25 protein-coding genes are annotated in these 14,237 nt (G+C 49.2%); 11 read left to right on the top strand and 14 right to left on the bottom strand.

What is annotated here, in order from left to right; all coding sequences use genetic code 11:
* Positions 1-36: 36 nt before the first annotated feature.
* The 13 genes from MRY16398_RS19335 to MRY16398_RS19275 form a co-directional block, all read right to left on the bottom strand.
* Positions 37-1,326: a tyrosine-type recombinase/integrase gene (locus MRY16398_RS19335; RefSeq protein ID WP_125125032.1), complete on the bottom strand. Its 1,290-nt coding sequence runs from the start codon at positions 1,324-1,326 to the stop codon at positions 37-39.
* A gap of 55 nt (positions 1,327-1,381) precedes the next feature.
* Complete coding sequence (locus tag MRY16398_RS19330) at positions 1,382-1,615, bottom strand: excisionase family protein (RefSeq protein ID WP_107224296.1); 234 nt, start codon at positions 1,613-1,615, stop codon at positions 1,382-1,384.
* A gap of 7 nt (positions 1,616-1,622) precedes the next feature.
* Positions 1,623-1,946, bottom strand: coding sequence for a hypothetical protein (locus MRY16398_RS19325; protein WP_125125031.1), 324 nt, complete (start codon positions 1,944-1,946; stop codon positions 1,623-1,625).
* Positions 1,939-2,304 carry a hypothetical protein gene (locus MRY16398_RS19320; RefSeq protein WP_125125030.1) on the bottom strand — a complete coding sequence of 122 codons (366 nt, stop codon included), beginning with the start codon at positions 2,302-2,304 and terminating at the stop codon, positions 1,939-1,941. Before MRY16398_RS19320 ends, MRY16398_RS19325 begins: the two co-directional genes overlap by 8 nt.
* Positions 2,301-2,573: a hypothetical protein gene (locus tag MRY16398_RS19315; RefSeq protein ID WP_125125029.1), complete on the bottom strand. Its 273-nt coding sequence runs from the start codon at positions 2,571-2,573 to the stop codon at positions 2,301-2,303. The genes MRY16398_RS19320 and MRY16398_RS19315 overlap by 4 nt, the downstream gene beginning before the upstream one ends.
* 15 nt (positions 2,574-2,588) lie before the next feature.
* On the bottom strand, positions 2,589-3,095 hold the full coding sequence (locus MRY16398_RS19310) for a hypothetical protein (RefSeq protein ID WP_125125028.1): 507 nt from the start codon (positions 3,093-3,095) through the stop codon (positions 2,589-2,591).
* Complete coding sequence (locus MRY16398_RS31455; protein ID WP_423808987.1) at positions 3,092-3,280, bottom strand: ParE family toxin-like protein; 189 nt, start codon at positions 3,278-3,280, stop codon at positions 3,092-3,094. Before MRY16398_RS31455 ends, MRY16398_RS19310 begins: the two co-directional genes overlap by 4 nt.
* Before the next feature lie 45 nt (positions 3,281-3,325).
* Complete coding sequence (locus MRY16398_RS19300; RefSeq protein ID WP_165158905.1) at positions 3,326-3,559, bottom strand: hypothetical protein; 234 nt, start codon at positions 3,557-3,559, stop codon at positions 3,326-3,328.
* Positions 3,549-3,902 carry a hypothetical protein gene (locus tag MRY16398_RS19295; protein ID WP_125125027.1) on the bottom strand — a complete coding sequence of 118 codons (354 nt, stop codon included), beginning with the start codon at positions 3,900-3,902 and terminating at the stop codon, positions 3,549-3,551. The genes MRY16398_RS19300 and MRY16398_RS19295 overlap by 11 nt, the downstream gene beginning before the upstream one ends.
* Positions 3,895-4,116, bottom strand: a complete 222-nt coding sequence (locus MRY16398_RS19290) for a hypothetical protein (RefSeq protein ID WP_125125026.1) — start codon at positions 4,114-4,116, stop codon at positions 3,895-3,897. Before MRY16398_RS19290 ends, MRY16398_RS19295 begins: the two co-directional genes overlap by 8 nt.
* A 106-nt stretch (positions 4,117-4,222) precedes the next feature.
* Positions 4,223-4,651, bottom strand: a complete 429-nt coding sequence (locus MRY16398_RS19285) for a hypothetical protein (protein ID WP_125125025.1) — start codon at positions 4,649-4,651, stop codon at positions 4,223-4,225.
* Between the two features lie 70 nt (positions 4,652-4,721).
* Entirely contained in the window at positions 4,722-5,075 is a 354-nt protein-coding gene (locus MRY16398_RS19280; protein ID WP_125125024.1) for a hypothetical protein, read from the bottom strand.
* Between the two features lie 140 nt (positions 5,076-5,215).
* Positions 5,216-5,917 (bottom strand): LexA family protein, encoded by a 702-nt coding sequence (locus tag MRY16398_RS19275; protein WP_125125023.1) that lies wholly within the window; start codon positions 5,915-5,917, stop codon positions 5,216-5,218.
* 104 nt (positions 5,918-6,021) lie between these two features.
* Between MRY16398_RS19275 and MRY16398_RS19270 the strand changes: the two genes are divergently transcribed.
* From MRY16398_RS19270 to MRY16398_RS19225, 11 genes are all read left to right on the top strand, one after another.
* Positions 6,022-6,216: a Cro/CI family transcriptional regulator gene (locus MRY16398_RS19270; RefSeq protein WP_125125022.1), complete on the top strand. Its 195-nt coding sequence runs from the start codon at positions 6,022-6,024 to the stop codon at positions 6,214-6,216.
* An 11-nt stretch (positions 6,217-6,227) separates the two neighbouring features.
* Complete coding sequence (locus MRY16398_RS31025) at positions 6,228-6,512, top strand: hypothetical protein (RefSeq protein WP_125125021.1); 285 nt, start codon at positions 6,228-6,230, stop codon at positions 6,510-6,512.
* Positions 6,513-6,894: 382 nt separating this feature from the next.
* Positions 6,895-8,481, top strand: a complete 1,587-nt coding sequence (locus tag MRY16398_RS19260) for a DEAD/DEAH box helicase (protein WP_125125706.1) — start codon at positions 6,895-6,897, stop codon at positions 8,479-8,481.
* On the top strand, positions 8,478-9,449 hold the full coding sequence (locus MRY16398_RS19255; protein WP_107224309.1) for a DUF7146 domain-containing protein: 972 nt from the start codon (positions 8,478-8,480) through the stop codon (positions 9,447-9,449). The genes MRY16398_RS19260 and MRY16398_RS19255 overlap by 4 nt, the downstream gene beginning before the upstream one ends.
* Positions 9,446-10,258, top strand: coding sequence for an antitermination protein (locus MRY16398_RS19250; RefSeq protein ID WP_103278841.1), 813 nt, complete (start codon positions 9,446-9,448; stop codon positions 10,256-10,258). Before MRY16398_RS19255 ends, MRY16398_RS19250 begins: the two co-directional genes overlap by 4 nt.
* 381 nt (positions 10,259-10,639) lie before the next feature.
* Complete coding sequence (locus MRY16398_RS19245; protein ID WP_107224310.1) at positions 10,640-11,476, top strand: TAXI family TRAP transporter solute-binding subunit; 837 nt, start codon at positions 10,640-10,642, stop codon at positions 11,474-11,476.
* Positions 11,473-11,625 (top strand): hypothetical protein, encoded by a 153-nt coding sequence (locus tag MRY16398_RS30690; RefSeq protein ID WP_155033999.1) that lies wholly within the window; start codon positions 11,473-11,475, stop codon positions 11,623-11,625. The genes MRY16398_RS19245 and MRY16398_RS30690 overlap by 4 nt, the downstream gene beginning before the upstream one ends.
* A 672-nt stretch (positions 11,626-12,297) precedes the next feature.
* Complete coding sequence (locus MRY16398_RS19240; RefSeq protein ID WP_079498699.1) at positions 12,298-12,513, top strand: class II holin family protein; 216 nt, start codon at positions 12,298-12,300, stop codon at positions 12,511-12,513.
* On the top strand, positions 12,513-13,049 hold the full coding sequence (locus MRY16398_RS19235) for a lysozyme (protein ID WP_107224311.1): 537 nt from the start codon (positions 12,513-12,515) through the stop codon (positions 13,047-13,049). Before MRY16398_RS19240 ends, MRY16398_RS19235 begins: the two co-directional genes overlap by 1 nt.
* Positions 13,046-13,498, top strand: a complete 453-nt coding sequence (locus MRY16398_RS19230; protein ID WP_107224312.1) for a lysis protein — start codon at positions 13,046-13,048, stop codon at positions 13,496-13,498. The genes MRY16398_RS19235 and MRY16398_RS19230 overlap by 4 nt, the downstream gene beginning before the upstream one ends.
* Positions 13,499-13,512: 14 nt before the next feature.
* Positions 13,513-13,710, top strand: a complete 198-nt coding sequence (locus tag MRY16398_RS19225) for a hypothetical protein (protein ID WP_071196285.1) — start codon at positions 13,513-13,515, stop codon at positions 13,708-13,710.
* 159 nt (positions 13,711-13,869) lie between these two features.
* Here the strand turns inward: MRY16398_RS19225 and MRY16398_RS19220 are convergent, their stop codons facing one another.
* Complete coding sequence (locus MRY16398_RS19220) at positions 13,870-14,103, bottom strand: hypothetical protein (protein ID WP_107224313.1); 234 nt, start codon at positions 14,101-14,103, stop codon at positions 13,870-13,872.
* Positions 14,104-14,237: the final 134 nt, after the last annotated feature.

Here is a 14,237-nt window from a genome sequence, read left to right as displayed (position 1 = left end):
CATGTCGCGCTAACTACTTGAATTTGAAATACGTTACTAACCGCATACAGCCCCTTGGGGCATGGATGGGGCAAACTCTGACAACTTCTGGTTTAGTATAGACACTTGCTCAGCACTGCTTTCTGACATCCATTTTCCGTAGACCTTAAAGACCATCTGAGCGTTAGCGTGTCCCATTTGGGTTGCTATAAAGCTTGGGTTGGCTCCGGCAGACAACGACCAGCATGCATAGGTATGTCGTGACTGGTATGCATTACGGTAACGGATCCCCGCACGTTTAATGACCGAGGCCCAGATTTTATTAATGGAGTTCACCGCATAGTGATATCCTGTATGAACACCACGCCGGGTACACTGAGGACTGAAAACAAAGGTGCAGGGGTGAATGACTGACCGGCCATATTCCCGTAACTTCACTTCAATCTCATACTGTCTGCCCAGGCGTGTTAGTTCGGCCTGACTTTTAAGGGCTTCGATTGCTGGTTTGATGAGAAAAATCACCCTGTCAGTTCCCGCCTCGGTTTTTGGCAGGGTGAACTCATCAGTTTGGGTGTGATTGCGCTTGACCGTTAACGTACCAGCTTTCAAATCAATGTCCTCCCACGCAAGCCCGCACAGCTCCCCATGCCTCATGCCTGTATAAATCGCCAGCGACCATAAATTCTTCAATTGCTGGTGTCGGCATGCCTCTATAAACCTGATAAATTCATCTCGGCTGAGTGGATCTGGATCGGCTTTCGCCTTCTTTAGCCGGTTAATTCCACTAAACGGGTTTTGCTTTATATATCCGTTATCCTGCGCAAACTGAAAAATTCCAGACATAAGAGTCATGTAGTTGTTTACGGAAGGCGCTTTTCTTCCCTTAACCGGTGTGCGATATCCCTTCTTCATGACCTGGTAACCAGTCAGTAGATCTTTCCGGATGAACAGCAAATCTTCGGTTGTTACCGCTGATACAAGTTTTCTCCCCCCCAGGCGGGGGAGCATATTCTTGATAATTGACTCGTAGCGACTCATGGTATTTGTGCTGATCTCCATTCTTTTCAGCTCCACCCACTTATCGGCGAGTTCTTTCACCGTGATTTCCTTTCCGGATTGCCCGAAGCGGGCAAGGTTGGGTGAATCCGGAAACTGCTTTGCATAGTCAAACTTTCCCATGCGAATAGAGAAGCAGACCGACGTTCGCAGATCTCCGGCAACCTTCCGGTTTTTAGCGGTATCAGGAACGCCAAGGTTTTCTCTGACTCGCTTACCATTATATTTGAACCATATGCGGAGTGAACCGCCATGATTCTCAACGCCCGTTGGATATGAGGTTTTACTCATAATTTCCTCCTGACGTCCAGGAGCCATACAAGCTTACCTTTTTCATCGAACCCGATCACCATATTGGTTGTTTTTGTGCTGCAACCCATGCGTCAACCGCTTTACGGTTGTACATGCATTCGCTAGTGGGCTTTGGTTCCCCGTCTGGTGAAACGTGCTTATATTCCCGGCCAAGAAGCCAGGAGTTTTTTCGCGCTCGAGCGATAGTGCCGGGCTTCAAGCCGGTAACGGCAATCAGTAGTTGCTCGGTAACCCATTCGTTCGGTTCCACCTGAATAATCGTCTGCATATCCACCTCAAACTGTTTTTGTGAAACCAGCCCTGATCACGCTTTTTGCAATGGCGGCCGGATCTGCTTCATGCAGTTCATCGTCTCCGCCCAGCACCGCTTTCATCAGCTCATTTTGCAGAACACTGTCATAATCTCGCGGCCAGAAGTCTGTCGGCATCTCAAGCGAGTTACAGTACAAAAAGACGCTAATCGTTATCTTTGCGGCTTCTTCTGCAGTCCGTTCCGGCTGGCGATAGCCAGCCTCCCAAATGGAGTCAGTAATGGATGATGGATCACCGTTAGCTGCCTTAATCAGTTTCACAAGTTCGAATACATTTGATTCACTCACCGGAAGCCTCCAATTTGTCGGTTGCATAACGGACGCAGCGAGCGAAAGAAGAGGGCGTAACAATCTCCCGAAGCTCAGCAATGAGATATTCATTGTGTTGCTGGCGATTCTCTTCGTTCTTTTCTTTTTCTTGCTGACGGAGGACTGCAAGTTGTGCAGTAATAAGGCGACGCTTCGCTTTCACCGCGCGCAAGGCCTTTTCCGCACTTTTCCTCCATGAACTAAATTCAGCGCTGCTGGTTGATTGATCGAGCTGATGCTCAATACTCAACTGTGCACGCTCAGCGTTGACCAATTGCTCCAGGCAAACGGCAATGGTGCTCAGATTGCTGGTATCAATAAGGACTTTCTGCATCATTCTGATGTCTCCTGTTCAGCGGCAATAATCGCATCCACCATTCCCAACATCGTGGCAGTCATGTCGTCGTAATCCTCCCAGTCAACATCATTCAAAAAGTGCTTTACACATACCGGAGTAATCTGTGCCAGCAGATGCTGGCGATATGTCATACCGAGCGCCGTTGCATTGCTAGGGCATGGTAATGCCGTGCGCTTTTCCGTCAGGCTGGCAATCTCTTTACTGCTCATCGTTGGCTGCCGGCTGGCATTGTTCATTTCAGTTTTCATAGCCATCATTTTTCCTTAATGCGTAATGGATTTAACTGGCAGGTCTTCACCCGCACGAAGACGAACAGCAACATCGGTGAATATTTCATCCAGAAATTCGTTAAACCATGAATGACTACTCTCGTTCAGGCGCTGGTCATTGGCGTGGTAGAACTGGTAAACAGCGATATAGCGATCCGCTGGTTTGTACCGGATAAGGTCTTCCTCCACGTACTTAATCAAAACGTTCTCGATAAGTTCTCTCGTAAGACCCAGGGCTGTCCCGCCCTCCCGGAATACATAGTCACCTTCACGAAACCCAAAGCGTTTACCACATTCAATGAGGTACAGAAGCGCTACGGAACCGCGCATGTGAGCACAAACGGATTCAGCCCATTCCTGCTGTTCTGCGGTGGTCAGCGAGCTATTACCGTAACGATTTTCATCCAGCATCCATGACGGAACGCTGCAGCCATCCCGTTCGCTCAGATCTTTTAGCCGGGCAACCAGGCGTTTAATTTTTGCTTTTTCGATATCGTTCATTTTCTGTCCTTAACTTTTGAGTAGCGCTCATGACTCATTACTTCCCAGCTTTGGCCGCCGTCGCGTGACAGCAGCCGCCAGCGTCGGTTAACCCGAAGGCTCAGATTTCCTGAGCGATGCATGCGGCAAGGGTGAACCCGTCTGTTTCTGTACTGGCGTAGAACGAAAACCGCCTGTTCATGCACCCACTCAGGAATGCGTATTGCTGTCAGTGCCACAGGTACCGTCCTTTAATTCCCGCTGGATGGGGTAACAGTCCATCCGAACTTACGGGCCAGTTCGATAAACCCGTCCAGGGTGAGAATCATCTCGGCGTCAGTAAGGCGACGTTCAGAGACCAGCCCGTTTTGCAGATACACCAGTACACGACCGGAGAAGTCCGGGGAGACGTGCAGGTCAACTGTCCGCACTGGCAACGGAATTGAAACGCCGTCGCGCACAAACGTTTTCTGGTTAGCATGCATTCTGGAGCCTCCGTTTTTTCATCGCTTCTTCGGCCAGGGTTTCAATTAACGCATCCATGAAATACACGGCATCAGGCGTTAATTTGCTTCTGCCGATGCAGTCGGCGTAATGTCCCGAAATAATGGTTTCCGCTTCGGCGCGTCTATGCGTGTCGTAAATCATTCCTTCGAAGAGCTTTATTAACGCTTTCGTTAATACTTCTTCGGATAACTCAACCGGGAATAAAGCTCCGTTATCCAGTTTTGCCATCTGAATATTGCCGCCCGTTCTGCGCATAACAGAATCCAGCTTTGCTTGTACAAGTCGGCGGCGACGGGTTTCAATCAGGCTTTTTTTATCCATTTCGATTATCTTCTTCTAATTTCATAACGATTTCTTCTTCGCGTTCTATCCAAGTATTAATTTGAGAAGAAAGGTCATATACCAGAGCGCATAAAGTTTTTAACTGAAAGTGGTCTAGTTTTTCGTGGTATTCAAAAAGTGTTTGTGATAACCCTGCAAGGTTTTCAGCAGTGATGTTTATTTGCTGAATATCTTGACGCTTTAATTCATGCATTATTACCTCCCATACGCTTTACGAAGGAAAATCACTGCTATGCTCCAATATCCAGCCGCTGCCATTAATTTGGCAGTGTGAAATGATTTCTTATCTTTTATGCAAGTCATTTATCATATGCCTGATTATCTGTTTCATTTGCATAGACAAGCCCGTTATTGGCTTTAGAAATTTGCTCGGCTTCATCAATATTAAAGTGCACGTTGCTATTTTTAATTAAGGTAAACAAAATTTCTTCAATAACCGAAAAGAATCCCGCCGCCTGACCGTTAATTGAATCATTTGCACCTATCGATATCATTTCTATGACCACTCTTGACAGCGTTGATGGCCCGATATCATTTCCAGATCTTGACTCTTCCTCTAAGTGCTTAATCCAGATTTTTGCAAGCGCACATCCAGTTGTACATCCACCTCCATAACCTCCCTCAGATGGTACATTCCAAAAACTATAGCCAAGCAATAATTTTGATTTCCCACCAATAAATGGAAGTCTATGTAAAGGAATCGAAGCTTTTTTGTTGAGCTTTAACATTGCTTAATCCTCAGGATGATACAATCCACAACTTACAAGTCGTTTTTTGTGATTAATTATTTAAAATAACTTAATGCTCGAACATCTTTTTAATATCTTTGTGAGTATCTAAAATTGCTTTAGCTTCGTCACAAGCTTCATTGTAAGAATTAAAAAAATCCAAAAGGACAAATTTATTTCCTTGCCGTTTGTAGAGGGCAAATTCAATTTCATCAGCAAGAATAGTTTCTAATTGAAAATCGAAACCATCCTGATACGCCTGTGCGGGCTTCGAGTAAGCCCAGTGTGTAGAACTGGCATTAAGTTTTTCACAAACGTTAAACTTCTTGTTATTTGCTTTTGGTGGGAGGATAGATCTCATTTCATTGGCTCCGTTGTTTGCCGTTGAAATGAATATAACCGCTAGTTCTTTTAATGTAAACACCGCAGGTTCTAATAAAATAGAATTTGCGGTTATGTTAATGATATATATAGTGATATTTTTACAGGCCAGCCACTTGATGTGTGGCTTAGGGTAAAAAAAAGCCCGGATTTACCGGGCTTGATATCAAATGACAGTTTTCATTAGACGAGCATCATTTTTGTTTGTATAGCTACACCTATAATGCGGCAATTACCATTAACTGACACAAGCGGCCATTGCGGATTAAGGCCTTTGAGATACCGCTGTCCACCATCGATCACAAGCTTTTTGAATGTGGCCTCGTTTGAATCTTCAAGCTTGGCGATAACTAAGCTCCCGTTAACTGCTTCCCGGCCTGTATCAAACAGGACATAAGTTCCTTCCGGGATACTTAATCCCAGAGGCGCTGTCATTGAATCCCCTTCCACATAAAGCCAAAAACCATCACCTTGAATGTGCGCATCTGATTCTAGCCAGAGCTCTACATCTTTGAGGGAATAAGCTTCTACAGCCTCACTCCAGGCCCCTGCCTGGACACTGCTCAATACTGGATATTTATTTCCAGGCCGATAAATACCCGCATAGGTAACGTTCGATTTTGTCAGTTGCTTTGCTTCATTGGCTAATGCCGGACTAAAATCCTCAACCTTCACATTTAGTATTTCTGCCAACTCTATAGCTCGTTTTAGGTTCAGGGCATTTTTCCCTGACAGAATCTGCGCCACGGCGCTCTGGCTAATTCCGAGCTTGTCAGCTAGCAACTCCTGAGAAAGCCCCAGATCTTTTTTCTTGCTTTCATAAATCGTCTTAAGGCGTTCAGCAGCTAGCAGTTGTTCTGCAGTTAATGGTTTTTTTTTCATCAAAATCTCCTCTCAAAATAAAATTATCACCGCAAGGAATATTAATCAATAACCGCTAGTGTTGCAATAAAAAGAACTAGCGGTTATATTTGGTTCAGGAGGAGATTATGAAAAAACTTACGCTAAGAGAATTTGCAGAGCAGGTAGGTCAGGTTAAAGCCGCCAGCAAGCTGGGAATCCGTCAAAGCGCCATAAGTAAGGCGCTGAGATTGAAAAGAAATATTTTTGTGGAGGTTAATCCAGATGGGACGGTAAAAGCTGAGGAAGTTAAGCCATTCCCCACACAGAAGGCAGCCATTTAACCGGAGGTTTTATGTACCCGGATTATGTGCAGATTGAAATGCCCGCTCGATACAGCCAGGCAGATGCGGAGTGGATTCAGGAACAGTTGCTCCGGCTGCCACCTTCGCTTAGGCGGAAATTCGCTCAGCGATACGCGGAAGTATATGAAGTTAAATTTGAGGCTGAGCCTGTTTCTTTCCGGCAGGAGAACCGGGCAAGGCATGAGGCCAATACACGGCTTCGCAAATTTGTAAGAACGCACGGGCGTGCAATTCAGGGGTACACGGCTGAGCCGCCCCTGGCAGGAACGCAGTAAGCGGGACTGAGGATAACCGGACTTAAAGGCGTCTGGTTGCATGTCGGCTTAAAGATGCCGGGTGCTGGTGGCTGATTCTTCGATTGTCTGTTTTTTATCTTTGTACCAGCTTGCGAGTACATGAGATGGGGAAGAGGGAAGAGGGGGGTAAGGGGGGAGATGGGTGTTAGGGAAGGGAAGGCATCCTTTTCCAACAGACAACTCCATGGGTTAGGTGGGTACCGATCTAAGAGACAGGCTTTAAAACGGCGTTGTACTAGTTATCTGATACACACCCATAGCCAAATCAGATCGGGAATCGTTCTTCCTGGAATAGCGGATTTAGAAGGTGGTGGTGATGCTGAATATCAAACCCAATTTCGCACAGGAACGCGGACTGAGCATGCTGCGCCTTGGCTGGAAGGCATACAACTCTTTCATGGTCTACGCGCCAACTGGTAGCGGTAAAACCGGGCTGGCAGCATTCATCACTGCGGGTCATGTCAGTCGTGGTAAACGTGTTCTGTTCGTCGCTCCATATACCGTCTTATTACGTCAGACTGCCAGCCGTTTTGTCAGTTATGGACTCGATGCTGCTGATATCGGGCTCGTATGGGCTGAGGCTGAGAAAAGCGAGATTGACCCGGATCGCCTGATTCAGATCGCCAGCGCGGACACATTGATCCGTCGGGATTTTCCTCAGAATATTGATCTGCTGATTATCGATGAAGCACACCTGCGCAAACGTCGAATCCTGAAAGAAATTGAGCGCCTGACCTCCGAGACGAGGGTCAAGGTTATCGGTTTATCCGGGACGCCATTCTCTCCCTGGCTGGGACGCTATTACCAACACCTGATTAAACCTACAACTATCAGCGAACTGATCCAGCGGGGAGATCTGAGTCAGTTTGAGTTCTATGCACCGACAAAGCCCGATCTGAAAGGCGTAAAAACGTCCTCATCAGAGGAGTACGGCAGCGACTACAACGAAAGCCAGTTGTCAGAAATCATGTGCGGATCAGACCTTGTGGGCGACATCGTGGACAACTGGCTGCGTAATGGTCGCGACCTCCCAACCGTGGCGTTCTGTGTCGATAAGGATCACGCCAACTTCGTTACCATGCAGTTTGTAAGAGCGGGCATTAACGCAGAAGTCATGGTAGCAGAGACCCCTCACGATGAACGGCAGGTGATGATCCACCGTTTCGAAACGGGCGCCACAAAAATTATCGTCAGCGTCGGTGTGCTGGTGGCCGGGTTCGACAGTGACGTGCGCTGCGTTATCTACGCCCGCCCGACAAAGAGCGAGATCCGCTGGCTACAGGCAATTGGTCGCGGACTTCGCACAGCACCTGGAAAAAGTGCCTGCCTGATATTTGATCACAGCGGAACGGTTCACCGCCTCGGCTTCCCGGATGCTATCGAATATGACGAACTGCCATCTAAAAGCGACGGCATGAAAGAGTCAGCAGCCCGCGCAATCGAAGAGCGGGAAGAGAAGCAACCGAAAGAATGCCCGGATTGCCATTTCATGAAGCCTGCCGGGGTATACGTCTGCCCTAAATGCGGGTTCAAACCTCTGGTAGGCGAAGACGTGCAGACCGACACACAGCGCAATATCAAAAAGCTCAAAAAGGGCGAAAAGGTTTACACCAAATCCGATAAACAGTCCTGGTGGAGTCAGATCAAGTTCTACCAGCGCCAGCGCGCATCGATGGGTAAGCCCGTGAGCGATGGCTGGTGTGCCCATACCTTCCGCGACAAATTCAACGAGTGGCCGAACGGTCTTAGTGACTTTCCTATGGAGATCACGCCAGACGTCAGCAACTACATAAAACACAAACGTATCGCCTTTGCTAAAGGCCGGGAGAAATCCGCACAGAATGCAGCCGGGTCGCCTGCCGACTGCGCAGAGGAAACACAAAAAATCATCAGAGCAAAACATCAGATGGCAGATATCCGCAGCATGTTGGGGAGAAAAAGCGCGTGAAAACATCAGAAGCAGCAAAAGGCCGGTGGTCAGAGATTTTTGAATATTACGGGCTTCCGCCTGTTACGGGTAAAAACCATTTCAAGGGTGAATGCCCGGTGTGCGGTGCGCGTGGAAAATACCGCGTCGATGACAGAGACGGATCGGGTTCATGGATTTGTGTCTGTGGTAGTGGTGATGGTATGTCACTGCTGGTTAAAACTCAGGGGAAGAGTTTCAGCGCAATCAGCACGGAAGTGGATCAGATCATTGGTAACGATTACCGCCACGAAAAGATTCCGGTACACAGCTCAGCCGCCAGATTACGCCAGCGTACCATCAGTAAGTTTGCAAAGCTGGCGCCGTTACGAGGCACTGCGGGTGCTGGTTATCTGCAACACCGTGGAATTACCAGACTCCCCGCAGATGCCATCAGGTTCTGCGATAAGCAGCGTCACGCAGGTAAGGTCTATCAGGCGCTTTATGCGCTTGCCACGGATGACAAGGGTGAACTGTGTTACCTGCACCGCACGTTACTGGAGGGCGAACATAAGGCACCCCTCGGAGAAAGTGCCAAACGCCAGAAATCCATGCAGGAAGAGAACTATCTTGAATACGCCCGCTCTGTGGCTATCCGCATGTTCCCTGTATCCTCGACTCTCGGTATTGCTGAGGGTATCGAGACGGCACTCTCCTGCTATCAGATTTATGGCGTGAATACCTGGGCGGTAATGAACAGTAACTTCATGAAGAAATTTCGCGCACCGGCCGGGGTAAAACACCTTGTCGTTTTTGCTGATATGGACAGGCATTCGGCGACGGGCCAGGCAGCCGCATTCGAGTGCGCCCATGCCAATTTGCTCGCAAAAAACGACCTTTTGAAAGTCAGCGTGCGCTGGCCCGATAACGGAGATTTCAACGACATGCTCCAGAACGGCGATCAGGTACGAGAACTGGTATTCACCAAAAAACAGCAGGTGGCCGCATGAAGATGGAATCAGGTCTCAAACATTTCAGCCCTCAGGGAATGCTCATCAATGATGATACGAAGAGCACCTCACCCGACCGACTTAACGGCACTGATATCATGTATGCGTTTGGAGCCACCAGCAGCCGCGCACGGTTCGGCCTGGCAGCATTCCTCGGAAAAGCTGGGGTCAGCAGGTCTGATGAGCAACTGGCGGTTCAGGCGCTGGCACGATACGCAATGGAGGCTGCGCCGAAGAACGTTCGCAAAGCTGCTGGTGGGCAATTCGGAAACTGTATGATGCTGCTCGCGCAATTCGCTTTCGCAGAATACTCACGCTCGGCGGCCAGCACAGCAACCTGCCTCCGTTGCAACGGCACAGGGAAAACCACCGCGACGCAGGTCACGCGTAAAGTATCCTACCCATGGGGGAAAGCGCCTTACTGGGCCAGTCGCTCCCGCGCTGTTCATCCGTCAGACTGGGAGCAATGGACAGAGGTAACGGAGATTGTCCCGGCCAAATGTGAAGCTTGCGACGGCAAGGGCCAGTTAAGCGCACGCTGCCGCTGTGGCGGAAAAGGCGAGGTGCTCGACCGCAAGGCGACAAAAGAAAAGGGGGCGCCGGTATTCAAGGTCTGTGAGCGTTGTAGTGGTAATGGTTTTACGGTCACGCCGTCCACAGTGGCTCACAAAGCAATCCTCAAATTCGTGCCTGACCTCCATGTCAGAACGTGGACAAGGAACTGGAAGCCATTCTATGAAGCGCTGGTGGATGTGTGCAACGCGGGCGAGAACAATGCAGCGCGAGAATTTGAACGTGTCACACGATAGCGAGCATATTTAGCATTTTCGAAACGTAGGGCTTGATTTTGTCCGAAGTTGTCTAGTATGCTTCTAATTATGGGTTCGTGCGTCTGAAACGAATAACCACCAAATTTAAGGCTCGCTTCGGCGGGCCTTTTTTCGTATTCAGGCCTCACTGACGGCGGCTCATTACCCAACCGTCAGGCGCTTGCGCAGAGGCCGCCTTCTTTGGTCGCTGGACCGTTCCCTCTACTGGTCTGGTTGTGATTGCTCCGGCGGCCGAAGCCATCCCGCGTCTGTGCCGACGCAAACATCAAACCGCAGAGCCTTTACAGAGGTGAGCCACAGGGAGTCTGACTCTCTGCGTACTCTCCCTGGGCACTGGCTCACCCCTTAAAGGAAAGTCCCATGAAGAAATCATTCACCGCTATTGCGGCGGTTCTCCTGTTTTCCAGTTTTGGAGCAACAGCCGCTGACATCACGATCACCACCGGGCAGCAGGGCTTAACGTACAACGCTGTGTATGGTGTGAACCTCGCCAGTGCGCTAAGCGAATATGGCTATAAATCGACAGTAGTCCCGAGCAAAGGCTCACTGGACAACCTTGATAAAGTCGCCAGCGGCGAAGCGCAGATCGGTTTCACCCAGGCTGATGCATTTCAGTTCTGGCGCAGCCGACACGGTAACGAAGCTCAGAAGGTCGACATCATCGGCGAGCTGGGCGATGAATGCGTGTTTGTGGCCGTGAAAGACGGCGGGAAGGTCGGCAGCGAAAGCGATCTGAAAGAAGGCATTAAAATCGCCGTGGGTGAACCTGCCAGCGGTTCTTATGCATCCTGGCAATATCTCCAGTCCCTCGAAAAGGATTACGCGAAAGTAGAGACCTACGCAAAAGGCGGCGTTCGTTCGCTGGCAAAAGTCACTACCGGGGAATATGACGCGTTCCTGTGGGTGTCAGCACCAGACCGCACGAATAAGTTTCTGGAGTCGGTAAACCAGAAGGGCAGCGGCCTGACGATGATCAGCATGAATGGCTGGAGCGTCGACGATAAGTTGCCAAACGGCAAAGCGGTTTATGAGCTGAAAAAGGCGGTCACTGAATCTGGCTGGCTCAGTGATTCAAAAGTGAAAGTGCCGTGTACTAAAACGCTGGTGGTCGCAAACACTGATGCCGGTGATGACATGCTGGAAACCGCATCAACTGTGCTGCTCAAAAACCTGTCCCGCGTGCTGGGCAGCAAATGATTAAGCGCGTTGGCTGGTGGACTCTTTTTATCGTGTCTCTGTTTATTGCCTGGCGGCTGGCTGGCGTACTGATGGATTTTGCTCTGCTGGGCATTTCCATCGTCATGCTGGTGGTCTGCTGGTACCGACCTTATAAAGCTAAAAAATAATACTGCACAAAAATCCCCTGTTGTATGGGGGGAGTGTGGAATGTTATGAAAAAAAACAGGAAGTGACGACACCGTACACTACCTGTGAAATACAGCAACACGTCTGGTTATATGTCTGTTAACGCCCGATAAATGTGGATCAGATCACGAAAATGTACAAAGCTAAATTTTGGTGAAATGCTTTTATACCCGTGGTAATGTATTTCTGTAATAAATCCAGATTTGCGGGGTGTGTAAGACAGGTTGCTGTTTCTGTAACTTACACCAACGGTACGCAACAGTCCTGCACCTTCGGAATACTTGGAATTATGCATAACAAATATAGAGATAACCCTGATTTATGACCTGTCCCGTGGCAGGTCTTTTTTTATGGCTAAGGCTGTTGCTTTGTTTGGACGATGAGTTTAACTCATTGACGAATTGGTATTGGCAATTTTACATTGTTGAGGTGGTGAATCCCCCTGTGCGGAGGGGCGTAAACAGTACCGGTTTTCCACTACGGTCTCATTAGCTAACGCGAGTCACGGTGGCTGACCAAAGACTCACCGGGAGGCACCCGGCACCACAGTATTCTCTGTTTTGTTATTTTTCTCTTTAGGCCTGCTCCCTGCGAGTGGGCCTTTTTTATTTCTCCCTCTTCCACACAGCACTTCCCAAAAGCGGAGGTGGAGTATGTATCGAATGGACAAAATCACAACTGGTGTGAGCTACGGTTTTGCCGGAGCAAACGGAGGGTTCTGGGTGCTCCAGCTACTGGATAAAGTCTCGCCCTCACAATGGGCGGCTATTGGTGTTCTCGCGAGCGTCCTGTTTGGTCTGCTGACGTATCTGACCAATCTGTATTTCAAAATCAAAGAAGATCGGCGCAAAGCCGCCAGGGGTGAGTGATGGCAAACAGGGCAAAGCTTAGCGCGGCAATGTTGTCTCTCATCGCCGCGGGGGCATCAGCGCCGGTACTGTTTGATCAGTTCATCAGCGAGAAAGAAGGTAACGCACTTGTAGCCGTTGTTGACCCGGGTGGCGTCTGGTCACTGTGTCACGGCGTAACGGTCATTGACGGTAAGCCAGTAGTTAAAGGCCAGCGTGCAACAGAAGCACAGTGCAAGAAGGTAAACGCCATCGAGCGTGACAAGGCGCTTGCATGGGTAGACCGAAATATCAAAGCGCCACTAACTGAACCGCAGAAAGTAGGTATTGCGTCATTCTGCCCGTACAACATCGGCCCCTCTAAGTGTTTCCCCTCGACGTTCTACCAGCGCATCAATGCTGGTGACCGTAAAGGTGCGTGTGAAGCTATTCGCTGGTGGATTAAAGATGGTGGTCGCGACTGCCGGTTAACCAAAGGCCAGGCGAATGGCTGTTATGGACAGGTAGAGCGACGGGATCAGGAAAGCGCACTGACGTGCTGGGAGCTGGATAAATGACGCCAAAAGCCTGGTTGATAATCGGTGCTGAGTTACTGCTGTCGCTTCTGCTGATTTATATCCTGTTTGATCAAATTAGCACTGAGAAAAAGCGGGCCGACGATGCCACATCGCTGGCTAAACAGCGTCAGGAAACCATTGACGATATGACAGTACGTCAGCGTGATGTCGCCACGCTTGATGCAAAATACACCGGAGAACTTGCAGATGCTAAAAAACAGCTTGAAAATCTGCAGCGTTGCGTTAGCACTGGTAAGTGTGGGCTGCACATCAACGCCAAATGTCCAGCGAACGGTACGACCAGCGCCACCGGCATGGATGATGCAACCGGCCCCCGACTTACTGACGCCGCTGAACGGGATTATTTCACCCTCAGAGAGCGAATCGAAACCATCACCAAACAACTGACGGGCCTGCAACAGTATGTGCGTGAGCAGTGTCTTAAATAACTGGAGAGGAAAATATGGCAGTAGTTCTCACAGCCAGGCAGATTGAAGAGCTGGCAGTTTTCGCGAAAGAAGATGGACAGCCTCAATACACCATCACTACCGTAACAATTCCGGCGTTTGAATCCGATGATGGTGAAACCATCCCGGAATACACGGGGCTGATCGCTTACTCCGATTCGCTGGAACATGGTGTGCTGCAACTCGACGACTAGGCATTACAGCAGGCATTCACTGAGTGCCTGATAATGTTCCACACTCCGTATTGTGATAATTTGTAGTATCGGGAGGTGTTATGAAAAAAAAAGAGGCCACTAACAAGGCCCCTTCAAAGTCAGATAAATCTATTCAGCGCAGTGCAGAAGCACTCATTGCTAACTCTCAGGCGCTGCTGAGGCAATTTCAAGAGCGACCTGACGTACCACCGCATTAATCTGCACTGTTTCTTCTGGCTGCAATCTCTCGACGTCAACAAAAACTTGCTCTAGGTTAGCCCTGAAAGTCTTCGCTTGTTGTGCATCTAATGTAGCGAGCAGGCTACGCACAACTACTTCCAGCACATTGGATCTCACATTAGTTTCGTGAACAGAAAATGGTTCAATTCCCATGTTAAAACCCTCTTGTTAAGGAGAGGGAAGGATACCACCAAGCCTCGCAATAGCGGGGCTTTTTTATGCGCCTCGCACGCGCAGCCTAACGATAACTTTCAGTCGTGAGCCTGGGGTATTCCGCGTTATCGGGC

The sequence above is a fragment of the Phytobacter sp. MRY16-398 genome (assembly GCF_003925915.1).
Taxonomy (GTDB): Bacteria; Pseudomonadota; Gammaproteobacteria; order Enterobacterales; family Enterobacteriaceae; genus Phytobacter; species Phytobacter diazotrophicus.
Note: the sequence above shows the minus strand (reverse complement) of the source record. Positions and strands in the feature narration are given on the sequence as shown.